The sequence below is a fragment of the Paraburkholderia sp. BL21I4N1 genome, assembly GCF_002973525.1.
Taxonomy (GTDB): domain Bacteria; phylum Pseudomonadota; class Gammaproteobacteria; order Burkholderiales; family Burkholderiaceae; genus Paraburkholderia.
Genome location: NZ_PVEN01000005.1, coordinates 393,399 through 410,663 on the forward strand (window position 1 = coordinate 393,399; position 17,265 = coordinate 410,663).

Annotated in this window: 31 protein-coding genes and 1 tRNA gene; 22 read left to right on the forward strand and 10 right to left on the reverse strand. The window is 61.1% G+C overall.

What is annotated here, in order from left to right:
• Window positions 1-2 precede the first annotated feature (2 nt).
• Genes B0G83_RS39140 through B0G83_RS16430 form a run of 4 tightly spaced genes read right to left on the reverse strand, consistent with a single transcriptional unit; the run spans window position 3 to window position 2,004 of the window.
• Window positions 3-128, reverse strand: coding sequence for a hypothetical protein (locus B0G83_RS39140; protein ID WP_258167908.1), 126 nt, complete (start codon window positions 126-128; stop codon window positions 3-5).
• Window positions 125-1,285, reverse strand: a complete 1,161-nt coding sequence (locus B0G83_RS16420) for a replication protein (protein WP_105508434.1) — start codon at window positions 1,283-1,285, stop codon at window positions 125-127. The genes B0G83_RS39140 and B0G83_RS16420 overlap by 4 nt, the downstream gene beginning before the upstream one ends.
• A 1-nt stretch (window position 1,286) precedes the next feature.
• Window positions 1,287-1,559: a hypothetical protein gene (locus B0G83_RS16425; RefSeq protein WP_146120246.1), complete on the reverse strand. Its 273-nt coding sequence runs from the start codon at window positions 1,557-1,559 to the stop codon at window positions 1,287-1,289.
• A gap of 4 nt (window positions 1,560-1,563) precedes the next feature.
• The gene (locus B0G83_RS16430) at window positions 1,564-2,004 is read right to left on the reverse strand and encodes a phage regulatory CII family protein (protein ID WP_105508535.1); all 441 of its coding nucleotides are present in this window, start codon (window positions 2,002-2,004) and stop codon (window positions 1,564-1,566) included.
• Between the two features lie 213 nt (window positions 2,005-2,217).
• Between B0G83_RS16430 and B0G83_RS16435 the strand changes: the two genes are divergently transcribed.
• The 18 genes from B0G83_RS16435 (at window position 2,218) to B0G83_RS16520 (ending at window position 12,140) form a co-directional block, all read left to right on the forward strand.
• Window positions 2,218-2,487, forward strand: coding sequence for a hypothetical protein (locus B0G83_RS16435; RefSeq protein WP_105508436.1), 270 nt, complete (start codon window positions 2,218-2,220; stop codon window positions 2,485-2,487).
• 181 nt (window positions 2,488-2,668) lie between these two features.
• Window positions 2,669-3,970 carry a helix-turn-helix transcriptional regulator gene (locus B0G83_RS16445; protein WP_181156902.1) on the forward strand — a complete coding sequence of 434 codons (1,302 nt, stop codon included), beginning with the start codon at window positions 2,669-2,671 and terminating at the stop codon, window positions 3,968-3,970.
• A gap of 53 nt (window positions 3,971-4,023) precedes the next feature.
• Window positions 4,024-4,434: a DUF6232 family protein gene (locus B0G83_RS16450; protein WP_105508439.1), complete on the forward strand. Its 411-nt coding sequence runs from the start codon at window positions 4,024-4,026 to the stop codon at window positions 4,432-4,434.
• 171 nt (window positions 4,435-4,605) lie between these two features.
• Entirely contained in the window at window positions 4,606-4,815 is a 210-nt protein-coding gene (locus B0G83_RS16455) for a hypothetical protein (protein ID WP_105508440.1), read from the forward strand.
• 143 nt (window positions 4,816-4,958) lie between these two features.
• The gene (locus tag B0G83_RS38660; RefSeq protein WP_181156904.1) at window positions 4,959-5,126 is read left to right on the forward strand and encodes a hypothetical protein; all 168 of its coding nucleotides are present in this window, start codon (window positions 4,959-4,961) and stop codon (window positions 5,124-5,126) included.
• A gap of 132 nt (window positions 5,127-5,258) precedes the next feature.
• Complete coding sequence (locus B0G83_RS16460) at window positions 5,259-5,468, forward strand: hypothetical protein (RefSeq protein ID WP_105508441.1); 210 nt, start codon at window positions 5,259-5,261, stop codon at window positions 5,466-5,468.
• Window positions 5,469-5,598: 130 nt separating this feature from the next.
• The gene (locus tag B0G83_RS39145; protein WP_258167909.1) at window positions 5,599-5,760 is read left to right on the forward strand and encodes a hypothetical protein; all 162 of its coding nucleotides are present in this window, start codon (window positions 5,599-5,601) and stop codon (window positions 5,758-5,760) included.
• A gap of 7 nt (window positions 5,761-5,767) precedes the next feature.
• Window positions 5,768-6,001 (forward strand): hypothetical protein, encoded by a 234-nt coding sequence (locus B0G83_RS16470; RefSeq protein WP_105508443.1) that lies wholly within the window; start codon window positions 5,768-5,770, stop codon window positions 5,999-6,001.
• A gap of 25 nt (window positions 6,002-6,026) precedes the next feature.
• On the forward strand, window positions 6,027-6,551 hold the full coding sequence (locus B0G83_RS16475) for a PRTRC system protein E (RefSeq protein WP_105508444.1): 525 nt from the start codon (window positions 6,027-6,029) through the stop codon (window positions 6,549-6,551).
• A gap of 12 nt (window positions 6,552-6,563) precedes the next feature.
• Window positions 6,564-6,977 (forward strand): PRTRC system protein C, encoded by a 414-nt coding sequence (locus tag B0G83_RS16480; protein WP_105508445.1) that lies wholly within the window; start codon window positions 6,564-6,566, stop codon window positions 6,975-6,977.
• Entirely contained in the window at window positions 6,974-7,156 is a 183-nt protein-coding gene (locus B0G83_RS16485; protein ID WP_105508446.1) for a hypothetical protein, read from the forward strand. The genes B0G83_RS16480 and B0G83_RS16485 overlap by 4 nt, the downstream gene beginning before the upstream one ends.
• On the forward strand, window positions 7,153-8,202 hold the full coding sequence (locus tag B0G83_RS16490; protein WP_105508447.1) for a PRTRC system protein F: 1,050 nt from the start codon (window positions 7,153-7,155) through the stop codon (window positions 8,200-8,202). Before B0G83_RS16485 ends, B0G83_RS16490 begins: the two co-directional genes overlap by 4 nt.
• Window positions 8,199-8,912, forward strand: coding sequence for a PRTRC system protein B (locus B0G83_RS16495; protein ID WP_105508448.1), 714 nt, complete (start codon window positions 8,199-8,201; stop codon window positions 8,910-8,912). The genes B0G83_RS16490 and B0G83_RS16495 overlap by 4 nt, the downstream gene beginning before the upstream one ends.
• Window positions 8,913-8,916: 4 nt before the next feature.
• Window positions 8,917-9,708: a PRTRC system protein A gene (locus tag B0G83_RS16500; protein WP_105508449.1), complete on the forward strand. Its 792-nt coding sequence runs from the start codon at window positions 8,917-8,919 to the stop codon at window positions 9,706-9,708.
• Entirely contained in the window at window positions 9,705-10,436 is a 732-nt protein-coding gene (locus B0G83_RS16505; RefSeq protein ID WP_105508450.1) for a PRTRC system ThiF family protein, read from the forward strand. The genes B0G83_RS16500 and B0G83_RS16505 overlap by 4 nt, the downstream gene beginning before the upstream one ends.
• Window positions 10,433-10,765: a hypothetical protein gene (locus B0G83_RS16510; protein WP_105508451.1), complete on the forward strand. Its 333-nt coding sequence runs from the start codon at window positions 10,433-10,435 to the stop codon at window positions 10,763-10,765. Before B0G83_RS16505 ends, B0G83_RS16510 begins: the two co-directional genes overlap by 4 nt.
• A gap of 2 nt (window positions 10,766-10,767) precedes the next feature.
• The gene (locus B0G83_RS16515; RefSeq protein ID WP_105508452.1) at window positions 10,768-11,127 is read left to right on the forward strand and encodes a hypothetical protein; all 360 of its coding nucleotides are present in this window, start codon (window positions 10,768-10,770) and stop codon (window positions 11,125-11,127) included.
• Entirely contained in the window at window positions 11,127-12,140 is a 1,014-nt protein-coding gene (locus B0G83_RS16520) for a hypothetical protein (RefSeq protein ID WP_105508453.1), read from the forward strand. Before B0G83_RS16515 ends, B0G83_RS16520 begins: the two co-directional genes overlap by 1 nt.
• Here B0G83_RS16520 and B0G83_RS16525 read toward each other — a convergent pair.
• Window positions 12,137-12,415, reverse strand: coding sequence for a hypothetical protein (locus B0G83_RS16525; RefSeq protein ID WP_146120248.1), 279 nt, complete (start codon window positions 12,413-12,415; stop codon window positions 12,137-12,139). The genes B0G83_RS16520 and B0G83_RS16525 overlap by 4 nt on opposite strands.
• 159 nt (window positions 12,416-12,574) lie before the next feature.
• Here B0G83_RS16525 and B0G83_RS16530 point away from each other — a divergent pair, with 159 nt between their 5' ends.
• Both B0G83_RS16530 and B0G83_RS16535 read left to right on the forward strand, forming a co-directional pair.
• Window positions 12,575-12,781, forward strand: coding sequence for a DUF4224 domain-containing protein (locus tag B0G83_RS16530; protein WP_181156907.1), 207 nt, complete (start codon window positions 12,575-12,577; stop codon window positions 12,779-12,781).
• A complete protein-coding gene (locus tag B0G83_RS16535) occupies window positions 12,778-13,800 on the forward strand; it encodes a tyrosine-type recombinase/integrase (RefSeq protein ID WP_258167910.1) in 1,023 nt (340 codons plus the stop codon). The genes B0G83_RS16530 and B0G83_RS16535 overlap by 4 nt, the downstream gene beginning before the upstream one ends.
• A 155-nt stretch (window positions 13,801-13,955) precedes the next feature.
• Here B0G83_RS16535 and B0G83_RS16540 read toward each other — a convergent pair.
• Both B0G83_RS16540 and dusA read right to left on the reverse strand, forming a co-directional pair.
• A tRNA-His gene (locus tag B0G83_RS16540) sits at window positions 13,956-14,031 on the reverse strand.
• Window positions 14,032-14,120: 89 nt separating this feature from the next.
• On the reverse strand, window positions 14,121-15,122 hold the full coding sequence (dusA, locus tag B0G83_RS16545) for a tRNA dihydrouridine(20/20a) synthase DusA (RefSeq protein ID WP_105508457.1): 1,002 nt from the start codon (window positions 15,120-15,122) through the stop codon (window positions 14,121-14,123).
• A 331-nt stretch (window positions 15,123-15,453) separates the two neighbouring features.
• On the opposite strand from dusA, the gene B0G83_RS16550 reads away from it, so the two are divergent.
• A complete protein-coding gene (locus B0G83_RS16550; protein WP_105508458.1) occupies window positions 15,454-15,720 on the forward strand; it encodes a hypothetical protein in 267 nt (88 codons plus the stop codon).
• A 173-nt stretch (window positions 15,721-15,893) separates the two neighbouring features.
• Here the strand turns inward: B0G83_RS16550 and B0G83_RS16555 are convergent, their stop codons facing one another.
• On the reverse strand, window positions 15,894-16,136 hold the full coding sequence (locus B0G83_RS16555) for a hypothetical protein (protein ID WP_105508459.1): 243 nt from the start codon (window positions 16,134-16,136) through the stop codon (window positions 15,894-15,896).
• A gap of 129 nt (window positions 16,137-16,265) precedes the next feature.
• Window positions 16,266-16,463: a hypothetical protein gene (locus B0G83_RS16560; RefSeq protein WP_105508460.1), complete on the reverse strand. Its 198-nt coding sequence runs from the start codon at window positions 16,461-16,463 to the stop codon at window positions 16,266-16,268.
• A gap of 162 nt (window positions 16,464-16,625) precedes the next feature.
• Here B0G83_RS16560 and B0G83_RS16565 point away from each other — a divergent pair, with 162 nt between their 5' ends.
• Window positions 16,626-16,976: a hypothetical protein gene (locus tag B0G83_RS16565; protein ID WP_374954915.1), complete on the forward strand. Its 351-nt coding sequence runs from the start codon at window positions 16,626-16,628 to the stop codon at window positions 16,974-16,976.
• 17 nt (window positions 16,977-16,993) lie between these two features.
• Here the strand turns inward: B0G83_RS16565 and B0G83_RS16570 are convergent, their stop codons facing one another.
• A complete protein-coding gene (locus tag B0G83_RS16570; RefSeq protein ID WP_011488137.1) occupies window positions 16,994-17,209 on the reverse strand; it encodes a molybdopterin-binding protein in 216 nt (71 codons plus the stop codon).
• Between the last annotated feature and the right edge of the window lie 56 nt (window positions 17,210-17,265).

A 17,265-nucleotide genomic window follows, 5' to 3' on the forward strand; every position in this document is an offset into this window, starting at 1 on the left:
GCTCACACCTTCCGGAACGCGAGCCAGAACAGGAAACCGAGCACCGCGAAGCCGACCATCACCACCACGAGTGCGCCGGCGCCTGCCACACTCAACCAAACCATCCATTCGGGGATATGAATCGTCATGAATTACCTTCAAGTTTTGCGAGTGCAGCGCGCACTCGCGCCGTGATTGCGGGCACCGGTTCGTCATCGGTGAACGCGATGCCCATTTCTCGGGCCATCGCTTTGATGCTGCTCGCCGAGGCGTCCCAATTACCCGCGGCGCGCGTCCCATCCGGGTTGCGCTTGAGCGTCATGCGACCTTTGACGTCGCCGAACCCCTTCGGGCTGATCAGGTAATCGAAGCCGGCGTGCGGCGGCAAGTCGACCTTGTCGCGGACCGCCGGGAAGTAGCGCGCCCACGCGTCCGCGTCGCCCTTCAGGTGTGCCGTGAACGCTCGGATCGCACCGGCCCGCGCCTCGACGAAAGCCGCCTCGTCCACTGCGCCGATACGCTCCCCGAGTGCCTTGTTGAAGGCTCGGATCACGGCAAGTTCGGCGTCGGTGTAGGCGGATTGGATCTCGTCCATCCAGCCGCCCGCGTTCAGCCAAGTGGCCGCGTGCGGAATGAATTGCGGGGTCGACCACTGCTCCGAAGTCTTGGCACGCTCCAAACCTGCCATCAGGTCGTTGAAGAGCTGCTCGTCCGGGTTGCGTTTGGCGAAGGCCTTTTCCGCCGTGGTCTTGGATTTCTTCTTCGGGTAGGCCGCCCAAAAAATCTCGAAGCGTTCGCGAAGCGAGCGCGAAAGGGTTTCTTTTGGAGTTGTCTTTTGGTTAGTGTCTTTTGGGGTTGTCTTTTGTGGTTGTTGATTCGACAACCCCTTAGTTGTTGAATCAACAACCGGAGTGGTTGTATTTTCGACAACCGGGGGTTGTTGAATCGACAACCGTAGATGCTCAGCGACAGCCCATTGACGGTAGTGCTTGTTTAGGCTCAGCGTGTGCGCATACTCGCCGTCGGCACGGTGGAGGATGCGGAGGTCAACCAGTTGGGCAACTGTGCGGCTCAGGTTCGCTTTGTCGATGTTGGTCATTTTGCGGATCTGCGACAGGCCGATGTCGTCGCTGCGCTTGTTGAAGCCGTAAGTCTTCCGGACGACTGCCATCACCACGGCTAGCTGCTGGCCCGTCAACCGGGCGAACAGCAATGCGTCAAGCAGTTCGTTTGCAATGCGCGTGAAACCGTCCTGCGTCTGCGGGCCGACCTGCTCAGGCAAATGAATGACCTCGGCCAGTGCCATATCAGTTCGTTGCGGGCAGACCGATGGTTTCGTTCAGCACACCGGTCGCTGCGCATTTCTGCTCGCCGCGCACCTGCAGCGCTTCGTCGTCGAGCAGCTCGCGCACGCGGCCGCAGACGCTCGACAAACGCAGATTCGTGCGGTCGGCGATTTCCTGCCGCGTGAGCGTCAGGTGCTCGCTGTAGAACAAATTGGCGATCATCTGCTTCTGCGTGCAGCGCTTCGTGCCGGTCACTGAGTCGTAGCCGGCCAGTTGGGTATGTGTCGCCCGCATTCGGTTACTCCGCCATGCCGCGCAGTCGCGCAGCCAGGTTGAACAGGACTTGCGCGTGCGCGAAGATGCGCGCCTCGACGCGTGCTACCTCTTTGTGCTCGACACGGCCGTCTTCAAGCGTCTTCGTGATCTCGCGGCCAACGTCGCCGTGCGTTTCCCACGCTTTGCCCATCATTTCGACGATTGCCGAGTCGCAGCAGTCTGAAACCTGCGGCAGCTTCACCAGGGCATGGCCAAGCTCGTTCGCAATGGCTTCCGCGATTCGCACGTCGCCGGTGATCTGCGACATCCGCACGGCCTCAGCCACCGTGAGGTGATGCGTAGTGTTGTTGGGATTCACCTTGTTGCGCAAAACCGCCGCCGACATTCCCATGCGGGGCGCGAGAGACTCGCAACCGCCTGGATAGTCGTGTGCCACTGCATGCGCCGCGTCGAGAATGTTCAATTGCTGCTCCACACAAACGTGTTTTCTTGCCCTTAGCACAACTAAAGTGCAATTCAACAACAAGAAAACGGGGAAGGATAAAAATGACGACGCTACGGAAATCTTTTGCTGCTGCTGCGTTCGATTCCAACGTGCTGCCTATCGGGGCGGGTATCCGGGCTCTCGCCTGTAGAATTTGGAGTTCTCACACAACCAATGTCTACGGATACCCTCATGGAAGAAAAACTCGAACAACTCACACGCCTAGTGGATGCGATGGCAAAACAGCAAACCTATCTAATCGCAAACAACTCGGCATTGACCGCAGTGGTTCGCGCACTCGCCGAAGCCAACGCACAAGACCCTGTATTCCAAACCGCACTGAAGATTGGCGCGGAATCCCGGAAAGTGGCGCAGTTAAACAGCGCGCAGTCGGACGAGGGCATCGACGCGTTCAACGCAGCGCTGAACGCGTTACTGCCTCGAGGGCTGCGCGAGATCTAACCTCGCGAGCAATGGCGGCAGCATTAGCCGCACAGGCCGCCGTGAGGGTCTCGATGCGTACGCTCACGGCGGCTTCTCGCGCAGCGGATTCGAGCGCCGGACGGATCAGCCACAGCACCAGTCGCGCATACAGTCGTTTCATATCAAGCAGCCTCTCTAACTCTGATCTGGGGTAAGCGCGATGACGTCAGACCGCCTCGGGGAAAGCGACACCGGCCTTAGCGCTGAGAATGTCGGGGCGACGCAAACGGACGCTGGCGGGAATTCCGCGCACGGTCCAGTTGTGAACGCGCTGCGTGCCCCCCCTCTTGAAACCGAGAAGCTTCGCGACGCGAGCGGGGCCGCCGAGGCTCTTAATCAGCGCCCGATCGGATTCGAGGGTGAAGGTGTTGGTGTCCATGAGGCGCCATTAAACACCACGTTTAGTTTTGCTGCAAGAGGTTTAAACGCGCCGTTGAACAACAAAACGTTTACTTCGGCGACCATTGCGCGCATGCACGCGACAATGGAACGGTTATACGAAGCTGCCCGCCTCCTTCATCAGATCGAGGGGCCGGCTCAACTCGCCAAATTTTTGAATATCTCGGAGCAACTGGTAAATAACTGGCAGCGCCGTGGCATTTCGAAGGGTGGAATGCTGGACGCACAAAAGGCATTCGGGTGCAGCGCAACTTGGCTGGAAACTGGCATCCCGCCAATGATGGCATCAGTCGGAGGCGCCAACCACGGCAATCCAGGCTCCGATTCGACGAAGAGTGATAGAAAGAAACCTGTAATCAAAATGCAGCCTGACGCTGGCCGGGATACACTGCCTGCCGGGGAAGTATCAGTGAACCGGCTGCGTCGTGCGTTGGCCGACAAAAATGTCTCACCAACCGAGCTCGCGAGCGTTGCGGGCGTTGGTGTGGAAACCGCTGCCTTATGGCTGGGTGGTATTGGCCCCGAAATCTCGATGATTCAAGCTGTCGGGATACAGAATACCTATGGCGTGAATTCGGTGTGGTTGCTCAAGGGCAAGGGAGAGCCCGGAGTGGCCGTACGGTACGCGGACGCGTTCGACCCGATCACGGATCTTAAATGGCGAGGCGTGCCAGTGGTGGGGTTTGCTCAATTGGGCGATAACGGACATTTTGTGGACATCGATTACCCCGTAGGTTATGGCGACGGCTATGTCGCCGCACCAACGGAGGACAAAGACGCCTACGCCCTTCGCTGCGTTGGCGATTCGATGCGGCCCCGGATTAAAGACCGCGAATTTGTCGTTGTTGAGCCGAACCATGTGATCGAGCCGGGGGACGAAGTGCTGGTGAAGTCCAAAGACGGCCGTGTCATGGTCAAGGAATTTCTATACGAGCGCGCCGGGCGGGTGCACCTCATATCCGTCAACGAGACACACGCTCCCATCGCCATCGACAAAGACAACATCGAGAAAATGCACTACGTTGGCTGGATTGCCAAGCCCACAGCTTGGCGGCCAGGTTGAAACTTCGCCCTGTAGCGCCAACGAGAGAGCGCCGCACATGTCTGGAAAAATAAATGGACGTCGATCCAATCGTTAGCGGGCGCACCAGCTCATCCAATTCGGAAACTGTATTTCTGAACCTTGACAACGTCAAAGTCACCAACGCACGGTTCGTCGTGCCAGGGCAGACTTTCGCCATGAGCGGCATCACATCAATCGGCCATCGCGAGAAGGGTTCGTCGCGCACGGGCGGTATCGCGCTCGCGTTGCTCGCCGCCGTCGTGGCGTTGGCGTGGCCTGCGCTGCGCCCTCTCGCCGCACTGATGTTCGTCGCGGGCATAATTTGGACCGTGCGCGCCCGCGGTCGATACGATGTGATCTTGCATACGGCTGCGGGCGAAGTCCCTGCGTTCTCGTCGTCGGACAGCGCGATTGTCCAGCAGGTTGTGGCCGCGCTGAACGAAGCAATAATATTTCGCGGATGATATGGCGCGCGCCACCAACTGAAGAAACCCGCCTTGGCGGGTTTTTTTTCGCCAAGGCGAAACGTGCGACGATCAAGCACATACAACCAACTAAACAAAATGTTTGACTGAAATATAAACATAGTGTTTAATTCGGCTCACGCACTCACCGACCTACCGGGAGAACTTGAGATGAGCACCGTGCACACAACCGCCCCGCGCTTCACCGAAGCAACGCGGCCGGCGAACGAGATCACGTACTTCGAAAACGGCGGCATGACCGACGCCGAATTGGCGCAGTACGCCCGCCGTACGACGAAGCGTCCGCTGGTCTGCTTCGCTGTCATCGCCGCCTCGCCGTTTGTCGCCGAAGGTCTTTGCCGTCTCCTCGGCACCTGGTAATGCGCGCCTATCTCAAAGCCCTCGCAGTCGGTGTCGCCGCGCTAGCGATATACAGCGCTGTTGCCGAAGCAATTGAAGCCCGAGAGTCCCGTATCGAACGCTGCAGCGTGGTTCGCTGCACCTGATCCCGTAAAGGCTCACCGATGAATACGTTTCCCGTGATTTTAGTACTCCTGTTCATGGCAATGACGGTTGGCATGTTCGCGGGATTCATTCTCGGCAGCCTTTGCACCACAGCGAAGCTCGCAGATGCCGCCGATCCGGCGCTCGAACACGAGAGCGATGCGTGCTATCCGCGCATCGGCGACTAACCAAGCGCCACTGGAGCCCTGAGATGGTTTGTCGCGATACCACGGTTCTCCTGATCGTCGGCGCTATCGTCTTGGCCGCCGTTGCAGGGGTGCTGCTCGGCCTTCTTCATCTGCGTAGTAGCAAGGACTGATATGCCCGCGCCGATCCGCATTACTGACGACATGGTGGCTCGCGAGTTTCGCCTGCAGCGCTGCCGTGGCTCTGCCGTCGACGCGATCACCAACCCGATCGTGCGACGCTGCCTGGAGTTGGGGGCGAGTGTCCGCGCAGCGCGCGAAACCACGATCGATTCGAACAACCACCGCGACGCGAAGCTGCGCGCGGCCAACGATCTCGACTGATATGTCACGTTGCCACGTCCGCTGCCGCCACTGCGCGACACGCCGCTGCCTGAGGCGTAACCCGCGCCATTACGCTCGACTCCCCGCCTGCGCAGTATGCGGCAAGCGTAACTACCGCGTCGATCGCTGGATGAACCGGCGCGACACCGGAAAAACGCGGTGCGACTGCTCCGGCTACTGGTTCCCGCACCGTCGCGGCTCGCTTTTCTGCTGGAACCGCGCCGACGGAACCGGCCGTTATCCCGGCGATGCGGATTTCGCCGATCGCAACTACGACGGGCTCGCGGCCTGAACGCACGATGCCGACCATTTCTCAACTCGCCGGCATGTTGCCCCGCGACCCGAAGTTTCGCGAGTGGCTTTCGTCCGCAACGCAGGTCGACCAGCTGACCGTCGACGAAGCCGCGGAGGTTATTCGCCACGTCTGCCAGATCGATAGCCGCCGCCGGCTCGCCACGGATAAGGCGGCGGCCACCCGCTTTCACACCCTTTTGCGCCCCCCGTTCGCCGAGTGGCGCGCCAAGCAGCACTGACCCGCAACCACACGGAGAAACGTACATGTCTTTGTTCACATCCCTGCAACCGCTGGCCAAGCTGGCGACGCTCACCTTGCTGATCACCGCCGAGGGTGATCAGCTTCGAGTCAACGTCACGCCGCGCGCCAGCGACGACGACAAGGGCGAAAAGACGCTCTACCCGCTGTCGATCCTCGCCACGGCCGAAGAACTCGACCGCGACTTCGCCGAGGCGGTGTCCATTTACGAACCCAGCACGCTCTCCGTACTCGATCAGGCACGTGCAGCAAGCGCGGCGAACGGCGCCGGATCGGCTCCCAAGGCACTCCCGGCGCCGTCGACGAAGGGCAAGCCGGGCCGCAAGCGCGCATCCGAAGTGCCCGCGCCGAGCGATTCGAGCGAAAACCCGGGCGGCGGCGAAGCGCCGGAGGCTGATCCGCGCCAGACACAAATTCCCGGCATTGAACCCGGCGCCGAGCAGGCCACCCCCGAGACGCCTGCAGCAGCCGTCGAGCAGGATTCCAGCAACGACCAACAGGCCGCCGATGATGGCGTCGACCTGCTGTAACGGGAGCCGCGAATGAAAACCGAAACACTCGCTCGCGAATTCCTTTACAACGGCGCGAAGCTGGCCGATCCGTCGCCGACGTTCTCGCTCGCGCAGGTGCGCGACTTCTACGGCAACACCTATCCCGAGATCGTCAATGCCGAGATCGAAGGGCCGGTCGTCGCCGGCAATAAGAACGTCTTCACGTTCCGGCGCGCCGTCGGCACCAAGGGCACTACCGACGAACTGATCACCGTTCGAAAGAAAATCGGCCGCGTCCTGCAAAACTGCAAGCACGTCGCGCCGGCGATCTGCGCCTATCTCGTCGAAGTCGAACGCATCGCCGGCGCGCACGTGTGCCCGCTGCTCGACGAAGAGGTGCAGTTCATCGACGCGCTCTACGCGCGCTACGTGAAGCAAGCCGTCGCCGCGGAGATCGCATCGTGACTCTCGAACAGCTGCGCGCCGAGCTCGAGCGCGGACCAATGACGCCGGCGGGCGAGCACCGCGTCGACGTCCAGCACACGAACAACCCGCTCGTCCACCGCTTGCACGGTCTCGCGTTGCGCCGCGCTGCTGGCGTGCGCCTGAAGCTTCCCGTCGCCAACATGCCGGTGCTGCCATGAGTTTCGCGCCCCTCGCCCTCCCGTCGCTCGCCAACGTTCCGGGCGCGTACACGATCAGCTCCGGCGAGTCGTTCGCGTACCCGCTCGCGATGTCGCTGCTTGAATCGGGCGTCATCGCCGCCGAGGACGTCGCGCGGCGTCCGCGATCAGAAATGGCAGTCGCCACGGCCGCCCTGACGCGTCATTGGAACCGGATCACGGAAGGCATGCATATGTTCGACTGGAACCTGCGCCTCGAACAGGAACCTGCCGGATACCCTTTTGAGCCGGCGAAACGCACGGATCAGCTGTGGGCCATGATCCAGACAACCCGAGGCCCTGTTTCCTGCAAACAAGTGTGCATCGGCGGCGCAATCACTGAACTCGAAAGAGTGCGCGAAGGCCTCGGCCAAACGCTGCTTGCCGCGCTTTATGACGCCTTCCACATGCTGCCGACCGTGTGCTCGCCCGAATACACGTTCTGGCTGGCTCAGCACACGTACTGGTACGGCGAAAGCGATGAGAAGTACGCTGTCGAAGAGGCCATGGCGATGCACGACTGCAAGTCTCGCGAAGAGCTTGTCGACACGTTCGATTTCTTCACGCACGAAAAGTTTTTCGCCGAGATGCCTAAATGGGCAGCGCGTCCGGAGCGCGTGCTTTCCCGCCACCAGGTCAGGCGCGCTGCCGCCCGCGACGATTTCGCGCGTGAGGTTGTGGGCGCGATGGACTCAATCTGGAACATTGTCCAGTTCTACGGCCCCTTCGCAGAAGTGGGTACGGGCGGCGCCGGCCTTGATGCGATCGACCTTGCTCTCGTCGTGCGCTGGCAGGAAGAAGACGTTTGCGGACGCGTTATTGACGACTTTCTTCAGTACGTCGCCGACAGCGAGGAGCTCCTGCTCGCTTCGTCCGTAACGTCCTTAAAGGTCGACGGGGGTGACATCGCAACGTGGCTCAAACAGATGGAAGCGACGGCGATGCTGGCCAAGGCAGTCGAGTATCTGCTGAACATGCTCGGGCGCGACGAGTTTCAGACGAAAACACTGGTGCGGGTGTTCGCATGAAAAGCGTCGTGATCGCTCAGGAAAACGACGTGGAGCTGCAGCTCGACAGCGCGCTGCTGTTCTACCGATCGCAAGGCACAAACCACATTTACGCGACGCAGCATGCCGCGCGCGTCGTCGACGGCCGGCCGACGCTGCTGGCCGGCGTGCCGATCACGCTCGACCAGCTGGCCGACATCGCTGACCTCGCCGCGCAGAAAACGAGCTATCGCGGATTCGTGCACGACCGCGTCGTCTATCTCGCGCCGAACATGATCGCCTGGTGGGTGCCAGCCGGCACGCGCCATGTCTGGTTCAAAACGACTGACAAGATAGGCGAGCGCGCCGGTGACGCGAAACATCCGCCGCTGCTGTTCATCGTCAACCGGAACGACTGGTCTGTATTTGCCCTGCGCGAAAACGAGCGGCCCGGCGCAGCGACGCGACTCTACACCGCGCCCTATTACAACGTTTGGGAGGACGGCAGCATCTGTGTGGGCAACGTACCGACGCCCGAGCGTATCGGCATGGAAAGCATCGCGCCGTTCGAAGACGCATTTTTCCGCAGCCGCTTCACCCATCCGAACAACAAACGACTTATCCACAGGCGCGGCGGCGCTCAGCACCTGTGGCTCGACCTTCTCGACGGCGCCGACTTCCCACTAGACCGCCTGATCGACGCGAAGCAAACGCTCGCCGAAGCGATCAGCACCAACGCAAATGAGGATTGAATCCATGGAAAAGCTACTCGCCCTGTTTCAGGATGCCACGCAAGCCGGCCTCCGCGACATCGCCGCGGCGCTCGAAAGTTTCTCGCGTGGCGTTGCCGATGAACTCGCTAATGCAAAGCCGCGAGCGATCGCAGCGGCCAGCGACGATGCGGAACTGCCGCTCGACGTCGCGCTGTTCGATAGTGCGCCGACGGTTGCCGTGCCGAAGCACGCGCAATTCGCGCCGCTGCTCGAGGTCGGCCACCGCTTTCTGATGACGGCCGAAGGCGTGTTCGTGGAAGTGCGCCGGCCGTGGCTCCATGTGATTCAGCAACTGGCGAAGCACGGCGACACCGGCCCGCGGCCGCCGTACGGCCTGATCATGCCGAAGATCGAACTCGCATTCGGGCGGCTCGGCGTCGCGATCCCGTTCGTGCAGGCATTCGCCGAAGAAGCGCGAAGCGCGCTGCCGAACGAGCACGCCGCGTGGATCGTGTGGGACCAGGACAAAAAAGAACTGGCCTACAAGGCGCTGCATGTCTCGTCTGCCACGCCCGGCGCGATTACGTTCGAGCGACCGGAGCTGCAGCCACACGAATCGCTCGCGATCGACCTGCACAGTCACGGCGTCGGGCCGGCATTCTTCAGTCCGCAGGACGATGCTGACGACGCCGGCGAAGTGAAGATCTCGGCGGTGCTCGGCGGCCTCGGCGATGACGGAACACCGAGCGTCGCGTTCCGCCTCTGTGTGCTCGGAATGATTATTCCGCTGAAGGTACCGGCGTCCGCCGTATTCAAGGTTCCGGAGCCGGCATGACGCACATCACGCCCGCGCATTTCCTCGACCGGCGCGTGAATATCGCGCTGATCGGCTGCGGCGGCAACGGCTCGCAGATGCTGACCGGCCTCGCGCGGCTCAACCATGCGCTGACCGCACTCGGCCATCCCGGCTTGCACGTTACCGCGTTCGACGGCGACACGGTCAGCGAGGCGAACATCGGCCGCCAGATGTTCAGCCCGGCCGACGTCGGCATGCACAAGAGCGTCGTACTGGTTCACAGGCTGAATGCGTTCTTTGGTCTGGACTGGCACGCCCGGCCGATCCATGCCGGACCGTCAGAACTGATCAACGTGGGGCCCGGCATCGCAATCGTATGTGTCGACAGCGCGGCTGCGCGCAAGAAGCTGGCGCCAAGCCTCACCGGCGCGTCGACGTATGTGATGGATCTAGGCAATCGCGCGAGCGACGGACAAGTGATCTTCGGTCGTTCGTCGCCGCGCAATAGCGAAGGCTCGCCGCTGCGCTGGCCATACGACGTGCTGCCCGAGCTGATCGATACGAGCGTTCCGGAAGATGACACGCCGAGCTGCGGCCTCGCTGAGGCGCTCGAGCGTCAAGAGCTTTTCATAAACCAGGCGATCGTGACGCCGGCGCTCGGGATCCTCTGGGAGTTTTTCCGGCACGGCAAGCTCAGCTGGTGCGGCGCGTTCGTCAACCTGAAAACCGGGCACGTCCGCCCATTGCCTGTGGATAACTCGAAATGAATACACCGCGATTTTTCTGGATTGGGGAAGAGTCCGAAATCTTCGCTGCCGCATCGATCCGCCAGCTTGCGCGCGACAATGGCCGCGCAGGCACTGGAATCGACCGCTGGGACGATCACCCTGACCGTGGCGTGCTGTTATTCGACGAAGAAGGCGAATTGATTGAGTGGGCTGAACTCGATGCAGTCGCCACGCGCATGACGCTGCGCAACCGCGGCAACGACGACCGCCCGCTAGAAACTTTGCGCGGCAACCTGCACGACCTCTACGCGTGGACGGACGGCGGCCGCTTCAATTTACCCGTGATGTTCTGTACGCAATACAACTAACGATGCCGCTCGATCTCATTGGCGGTCATCACGTCGGCCCGCTATTCGTACCGGTGAAGCGCCGCGCGCCGGTCATCCACGGTGGCACGCTCGGCGGGAAGCGCCGCCGGCGCCGCGAGTGGCGAGCCACACCGCCGTGGGCCGACATGGAGCAGATCCGGGCGCTATATCGCGAGGCCGCGCGCTTGACGCGCGAGACGGGCGAGTTGCACGTCGTCGACCACATCGTGCCACTGGCCGGCAAGCTTGTTTGCGGCCTGCACGTCCACTGGAATATGCGCGTCCTGCACTGGCGCGAAAACGCGGTCAAGTCGTGGCACACGTGGCCCGACATGCCGTTCGAACAAATGGAGCTTCTTTGATGGACTCACGCGAAATGTTTCTGGTGATGGGTTACGGCGAAACGCCCATGCCCGAAATTGAGTTGGTTTCCACCCTCGACGAGGCGTTCAACGCTGTGGCGCGCATGGTCTACGGCGATCCCTCGCCGAGCGAGTTGCTGGAGGCGCGCGCCGACTTCTGCGATTTTGAAGATAGATTGAGCGACGGGTTTGAGTGGTACGTCGACTTCGAAATCGGCGGTATCCACGCGTGGAAAGTCTGCGGGCCTGACGACTTGGTGAGCGCGCTCGCCGCTGGGGGCGAATCAGTTCTTCAATGCCGTGAAGATGACCGCGCACGGTTTGAGGCAGCCATGTCCGTTGATAGCGGCCTCGGCGGGGTAACGCTTTTCCGGAATAGCGACGGCAAATACGTCCAGCGCGAAATGCAGGCGGCTTGGGTCGGCTGGCAAGCCGCTCTCGCCACCAGTGCAGACCAGAGCGCGGGGGAAGGGTGGAAGCTGGTTCCGGTCGAGCGCTCGTACGAGATGCGCGCAAAGGCTCTCATCGCCTTCAACACCACCGAGCAATCTGGCAAAGATCGGGACGACGCTCTCGATGCTGCGCACCGCGCTACGCTTGGCGCCGCTCCCCAAGTTCCCGCGCCAGTAGCGCCGACAGACGAGCAGAATGCTGGTCGGGTGGTGCTGACCAATGACGAACTGAACGCCTTGACAAAAGAGCGTTTTGGCAACATGCATCAGACGTATGCTGAAGGCTTTCGACGTCTCATGCGAACCGCTATCGAGATAAATGCGCAGAAAGCCAGCGCCTCATCGACGCCCGCCACGGTGACGCTGACGGATGGACAGTTGCTGGAGCTACGCCTTATCGCGCGCACTTACAACGAAGTTGGTTTTCCCAAGCATGCACGCGAATTCCTGGCCCGCGGCGCATCCGCGCAAGCCACGGCATTGCCAGTCTCGGACGAGACGGTGATGTTGGCCGCCGCGATTGACGCCGCCATGTCTCAACAGAAAGCGGGAGAGCGCTAGTGCGCGCCTGCTTCGCGCCATTGGGCGATGCAGTGCCTGCCCCATGCCTCGCCATGATCGAGTGCTTCGCCGATCGTCAGGAAACGATCGCCGTGCAATGGAACCATGTCGTCAGAATGTTCGTTCAGAAACGTTCCCTGAACAGGCTTCCTGTCCGTCCTTGCGACCGTGACACGAACGCTATAGCCGATAACTTCGGCCGGAGCGCTTGGATTGTATTTCGGTACCGCATTGATAGAAATGTGATACGGCGCGTCAGTGGCATCTCGATGCATGTTGGTCTCCGGGGTGGTTGCGTGACTCACCATATCACGACCCGAAAAAATGAATGAACCTGAGGTCGCAGTGAAGCAGATTGCAACGCGAACGAACCTGAGCATCAAAGCAGCAGCACAACGAATGATTGAAACCACGCGCAAACATTGGGGTGTGAATTGAGCATCGTCACTAACGCAGAGCTGGTCGAACTGACTGGCGGACTGACGCAAGGCGCAGCGCAAACACGCTGGATCAAAAAGGCGCTAGGCATCGACGCGCCGCGGAAGGTCGACGGCCACCCCTTACTCACATGGGAGCAGGTCAACCGCGAGCCGAGCGCCGCGACCCGCCGCACCGCACCGAAGTGGAAAAACGCAGCATGAGAAAGCCCGTGCGCGATGGCCTCTTGCCGCGAATGGAGGCTCGCCCGACCAAAGCCGGTTTCACTTACCGCTATCACCCCGTCGGGGCAAAGCCTATCAACTTGGGCAACGATCGCGTCGAGGCGATCCGCAAGGTATTGGATTTAACCGGCACCGGAGACGATCTCGGCACGATTGCGCGCTTGTGGGAGCAATTTCAGGATACGCCTGGCTGGAAGCGCTATTCGCAATATACGCGCGCCGACTATACGCAGTGTTCGCTTAAGCTGCTTGAGATCTTTGGCGACATGCGGGCTTCTGACATCGACGCGACCGACGTCGCGCGCTACCTGCGGAAGGAGCGTGCCAATGCGCCTGTGCGCGCTAATCGAGAGGCGGCGCTGCTTTCCAACCTGATCGGTCTCGCGATCGAGCGTGGCGAGGCGAAGCACAACCCCTGCCGCGAGGTGAAGCGCAATGAAGAGCAGCCGCGCACCGAGGCGCCGGAGCCGGCCGACTTCGCCGCATTCGCGCAATGGTTGCGCGATCAAGGCAAGCAGCGCGCGATGATCGGCATGGCCGCTGAATATGCCGCGGGCGCCGGCAACCGGAAGGTGGAGTTTCTTGATTTGGCGTGGCCGCAGATCGATCGGGCCGCTGGCCACATCCGAATCAAACGCGCGAAGCAGCGGGGCAAGAAGCGCGGCGAGGTAATCGAACAGATCGAGATCACGCCGCACATCACCGCCCTGCTCGACCGGCTCGAAGCCGTGCGCGAAAACGACTGCCTGTACGTATTCCCGAACCGCTCGGGCAACGCATACACGCAGGCCGGGTTCAAAGCGATGTGGCAGAAGCTGATGGTCCAGGCGCTCAAGGAAAAGGTGATCGTGCATCGCTTTACCTTCCACGACCTGCGCGCGTACTACGTGACGCAGCACAAAGCCACCCGCGGCGCGCTGCCGGATCTGCATGCAAATCCGGCGACCACCGCACGCGTTTACGACCGATCGAGGATCGTGAAGCGCCGAGCGCTATGACTGGATGGATGCACAGGACTATGTGCTTTGGCGTATGGCCGACGGGCGCCGCTCGATTCCCAAAATGGGAATTTTCGCGGGAATCACAAACAAAAACGGCACTGTGTTTTTGCACAGTGCCGTCTTATAAACGCTTGAACCGCTTGGGAATTCTTTGGGGTGGCTGATGGGGCTCGAACCCACGACAACAGGAATCACAATCCTGGACTCTACCAACTGAGCTACAGCCACCACTGACATCTGCTTGACTTGCCTAAAAACTCTGGCTCGTCGATGAAGAAACGAGATTATACGAACAAGATTCTCGTTTGCCTAGTCCTTTATTCAAAAATTTCGACTGGCTCACGCAGATGCTGTCTTGCTTCGTCGAAGATGCTCAGATCGCGCGCGGCCAGACGCTTGCTATCCGACAACACGCGGCGCCATCCACGCGCACCCGCTTCGCCACGATAGAGACCGAGCGCATGACGCGTGATCGCGCCGAGGTACGTGCCGCGCGCCATTTCGGCCGCGCAATAATCGATCAGCTTCGCTTCGACCTGCTCGCGCGTGAGCGGCGTTTCCGTCGAGCCGTAGAAGCGTGCGTCGACATCGGCTAGCAAATACGGATTGTGATAAGCCTCGCGCCCGAGCATGACGCCGTCGACGTGCTGAAGATGCGTCTCAACTTCATCGAGCGTTTTGATGCCGCCGTTAATAATGATCTCCAACTGCGGGAAATCACGTTTCAACTGATAAGCGTAGTCGTATTTGAGCGGCGGAATCTCGCGGTTTTCCTTCGGACTCAATCCCTTCAGAATCGCATTGCGCGCATGCACGACGAACACATTGCAACCCGCCTCGGCGATCGTGCCGACGAAGTCGCGCACGAAGCTGTATTCCTCTACCGCGTCCACGCCGATCCGATGCTTGACCGTGACCGGCACCGAGACCGCGTCGCGCATGGCCTTGACGCAATCGGCGACGAGTTGCGGCTCGTTCATCAGACACGCACCGAATGCGCCGCGTTGCACGCGCTCCGAAGGACAACCGCAGTTCAGATTGATTTCGTCGTAACCCCACTGCTCGCCCAGTTTGGCCGAGCGCGCGAGGTCGGCCGGTTCGCTGCCGCCGAGTTGCAGCGCGACCGGTGCTTCTTCCGGCGTAAACGCGAGATGGCGCGGCACGTCGCCGTGCAGCAGCGCGCCGGTGGTGACCATTTCGGTGTAAAGCCAGGTATGGCGCGAAATTACGCGATGCAGGGACCGGCAGTGACGATCGGTCCAGTCCATCATCGGGGCAACGGATACTCGGCGCGGACTGGGAGTTTGAGGTGAAGACATGGGGTGGCCAACGGCTTGATTCAAAGCACGGATTTTACAGCAACGCTTGAAATCGCCAGTTTGGGCGACCGTGGTCGTCCGAATAACCCGCGCGCGCAAGCGGTCTTTCCTCCTTAAAACCGGCCACCCATCGGGGTCGGAACGTCGCTCGCCCTTCTCCCACCTACGTTCGGCCGATTATTTCAGTATCGAGAACAGTAATTTCAAATTATCAGTACAAATTCTCGATAGTAGGGGTATACACTGCCTTCCATCGACGTTGCAGACACACCTCACCGGCCCCTGCGACGCCATCCTGAACTGAAGTCAAAACGTTTAACGGAGTCACACCATGAACACCAAGCTTATCGCCGCTGTGCTGGTTGCTGTTTCTGCCTCGATCGCCGCTCCCGCTTTCGCTAGTGGCTACGGCCCGGCACCGTCGTATCGTCCGTCGGTTGGCGCACCGGCTTCGCAACAAGGCCAGAACGCTCAAACCGTCGCTGCGGAACGCGCTCAATCGGAATCGAACGCTTACGGCGGCGTGAATAGCGTGTCGACGCAATCGGGTACGCGTGAAGCGACTTCGGGCCCGCAATCGGTTTTCTTCGGCCACTAAGCAGTCGAGCGTTGTTGAATCTGCTGCCGCCACGGGCAGCAGATAAAACTGGGCGTCGCGCATGATCTATTCATGCCGGCGCCCAGTTTGCGTTTACAGCGGTTAGCGATGATTTAACGCAGGTTCGACACCGTGTTGTCCAGCTCGCCCCATAGCCGTACGAGCTGCCGACGCTAGGCGGCGAAGCCCGCGTCGATCGTCTCGCGTCCGGCGCGGAAGGCCGCCTCCGCCGCCGCATGTTCGGTTGGCCAGAGACTGTCGATCCGCACGAGCCGCCAATCGATCACCACGGCGCCGCCTCGCAGCACCCGGAAATGCGCCTTGACGCCGGTCAGCACCTGCTCGACCGCGACCTCGATGTCGTAGTCCTGATAGCGCTCCTGATAGTCCCCCATGTCGAGACCTTTTGGCTCCATGGACGCCTCCGTGGTGACTCGTGGTGTGAGTTGCCGCATCCGGTCGCCGACCCACCGGCCGCACTGACCCAGCGAGCGCGGGCCCGCGCGCCGCGTGGCCGTCGCTGCCAGACCGCCAGACCCTGACAATCAGTCGCAATCGCCCGACAGATACTGCCGGCCGTTACAGGTGATCTCGACCTCGCCGCTACCTGCTTCGGTCACCAGACCGCTCGCCAGCAATTCAGCCGCGACGGCCTGCGCGAAGGCCGGTGCGGGCTGGCCGACGCCGACATCGTTCAGGCGTCGCAACGCTTCGATTGCTTCGGGACTCAATGACTTGGACATCGCCGTCTCCCGTCGGGATGATCAATTCATCCTAGCAACTTTCAGAGCGGTATGCAGCCGTGCGTCGAGGCATAGGGATTGCGTGCGCAAGGTGTCGGATGCGGCACGTTGAACACGCGCGGGAGCGGGCCAGACAAGGCCGGACTCGCAGAGGAGAAAGACATGAAACGAAGCAGATCGGCGGCGTTGAAAATGTTGACCGCGATGTCGAACGCAACGTCGAGCGCAGCGTTGACAGCGGGCGTCGCGCTCACGCTGTTCGGTGCGAGCGGCACGCCGACGTTCGCCCAGACGCCTCGACCCGCGCAAAGCGCACCAACCCGCCCTCAGCTCGCCCAAACGAACCCACCTCCTCTGCAGGACAGCAACGCGCCGATGGCCAAACCGCCGCCGGCGGCGTCAGGCGCAGGCGGTTCGAGCAACCCGGACAACATGCCGGTCAAGCGGCCACCCCAACCGACCCACGACCGGATGACGCGCCAGCCGCCCGCCAGCGGCGCGAACGCGAAATAGCGCGTGCGGCACCGGCCTCAAAGACGCGCGATCGACACCTCCGTCGACTTCACCAGCGCCACCACTTCCGAGCCGACCTTCAGATCCAGTTCGTCGACCGAGCGCGTGGTGATGACGGAGGTGACGATACCGAACGGGGTATCGACATCGACCTCGGACACCACCGGCCCGCGGATGATTTCCTTGACCTTGCCCTTGAACTGATTGCGTACGTTGATTGCGGAAATGCTCATAACGGGTGACTCCAAAGTCCAGAAAAACGATTAAAAAAACAGGTCGGGCAAGCAAT

What these genes read in the sequence shown, in the direction of transcription:
- B0G83_RS39140 (WP_258167908.1), bottom strand. Translation starts at nt 128, where the DNA reads ATGACGATTCATATCCCCGAATGGATGGTTTGGTTGAGTGTGGCAGGC.
- B0G83_RS16420 (WP_105508434.1), bottom strand. Translation starts at nt 1,285, where the DNA reads ATGGCACTGGCCGAGGTCATTCATTTGCCTGAGCAGGTCGGCCCGCAG.
- B0G83_RS16425 (WP_146120246.1), bottom strand. Translation starts at nt 1,559, where the DNA reads ATGCGGGCGACACATACCCAACTGGCCGGCTACGACTCAGTGACCGGC.
- B0G83_RS16435 (WP_105508436.1), top strand. Translation starts at nt 2,218, where the DNA reads ATGGAAGAAAAACTCGAACAACTCACACGCCTAGTGGATGCGATGGCA.
- B0G83_RS16445 (WP_181156902.1), top strand. Translation starts at nt 2,669, where the DNA reads ATGACGTCAGACCGCCTCGGGGAAAGCGACACCGGCCTTAGCGCTGAG.
- B0G83_RS16450 (WP_105508439.1), top strand. Translation starts at nt 4,024, where the DNA reads ATGGACGTCGATCCAATCGTTAGCGGGCGCACCAGCTCATCCAATTCG.
- B0G83_RS16455 (WP_105508440.1), top strand. Translation starts at nt 4,606, where the DNA reads ATGAGCACCGTGCACACAACCGCCCCGCGCTTCACCGAAGCAACGCGG.
- B0G83_RS38660 (WP_181156904.1), top strand. Translation starts at nt 4,959, where the DNA reads ATGAATACGTTTCCCGTGATTTTAGTACTCCTGTTCATGGCAATGACG.
- B0G83_RS16460 (WP_105508441.1), top strand. Translation starts at nt 5,259, where the DNA reads ATGCCCGCGCCGATCCGCATTACTGACGACATGGTGGCTCGCGAGTTT.
- B0G83_RS39145 (WP_258167909.1), top strand. Translation starts at nt 5,599, where the DNA reads ATGAACCGGCGCGACACCGGAAAAACGCGGTGCGACTGCTCCGGCTAC.
- B0G83_RS16470 (WP_105508443.1), top strand. Translation starts at nt 5,768, where the DNA reads ATGCCGACCATTTCTCAACTCGCCGGCATGTTGCCCCGCGACCCGAAG.
- B0G83_RS16475 (WP_105508444.1), top strand. Translation starts at nt 6,027, where the DNA reads ATGTCTTTGTTCACATCCCTGCAACCGCTGGCCAAGCTGGCGACGCTC.
- B0G83_RS16480 (WP_105508445.1), top strand. Translation starts at nt 6,564, where the DNA reads ATGAAAACCGAAACACTCGCTCGCGAATTCCTTTACAACGGCGCGAAG.
- B0G83_RS16490 (WP_105508447.1), top strand. Translation starts at nt 7,153, where the DNA reads ATGAGTTTCGCGCCCCTCGCCCTCCCGTCGCTCGCCAACGTTCCGGGC.
- B0G83_RS16495 (WP_105508448.1), top strand. Translation starts at nt 8,199, where the DNA reads ATGAAAAGCGTCGTGATCGCTCAGGAAAACGACGTGGAGCTGCAGCTC.
- B0G83_RS16500 (WP_105508449.1), top strand. Translation starts at nt 8,917, where the DNA reads ATGGAAAAGCTACTCGCCCTGTTTCAGGATGCCACGCAAGCCGGCCTC.
- B0G83_RS16505 (WP_105508450.1), top strand. Translation starts at nt 9,705, where the DNA reads ATGACGCACATCACGCCCGCGCATTTCCTCGACCGGCGCGTGAATATC.
- B0G83_RS16510 (WP_105508451.1), top strand. Translation starts at nt 10,433, where the DNA reads ATGAATACACCGCGATTTTTCTGGATTGGGGAAGAGTCCGAAATCTTC.
- B0G83_RS16515 (WP_105508452.1), top strand. Translation starts at nt 10,768, where the DNA reads ATGCCGCTCGATCTCATTGGCGGTCATCACGTCGGCCCGCTATTCGTA.
- B0G83_RS16520 (WP_105508453.1), top strand. Translation starts at nt 11,127, where the DNA reads ATGGACTCACGCGAAATGTTTCTGGTGATGGGTTACGGCGAAACGCCC.
- B0G83_RS16525 (WP_146120248.1), bottom strand. Translation starts at nt 12,415, where the DNA reads ATGCATCGAGATGCCACTGACGCGCCGTATCACATTTCTATCAATGCG.
- B0G83_RS16535 (WP_258167910.1), top strand. Translation starts at nt 12,778, where the DNA reads ATGAGAAAGCCCGTGCGCGATGGCCTCTTGCCGCGAATGGAGGCTCGC.
- dusA (WP_105508457.1), bottom strand. Translation starts at nt 15,122, where the DNA reads ATGTCTTCACCTCAAACTCCCAGTCCGCGCCGAGTATCCGTTGCCCCG.
- B0G83_RS16550 (WP_105508458.1), top strand. Translation starts at nt 15,454, where the DNA reads ATGAACACCAAGCTTATCGCCGCTGTGCTGGTTGCTGTTTCTGCCTCG.
- B0G83_RS16555 (WP_105508459.1), bottom strand. Translation starts at nt 16,136, where the DNA reads ATGGAGCCAAAAGGTCTCGACATGGGGGACTATCAGGAGCGCTATCAG.
- B0G83_RS16560 (WP_105508460.1), bottom strand. Translation starts at nt 16,463, where the DNA reads ATGTCCAAGTCATTGAGTCCCGAAGCAATCGAAGCGTTGCGACGCCTG.
- B0G83_RS16565 (WP_374954915.1), top strand. Translation starts at nt 16,626, where the DNA reads ATGAAACGAAGCAGATCGGCGGCGTTGAAAATGTTGACCGCGATGTCG.
- B0G83_RS16570 (WP_011488137.1), bottom strand. Translation starts at nt 17,209, where the DNA reads ATGAGCATTTCCGCAATCAACGTACGCAATCAGTTCAAGGGCAAGGTC.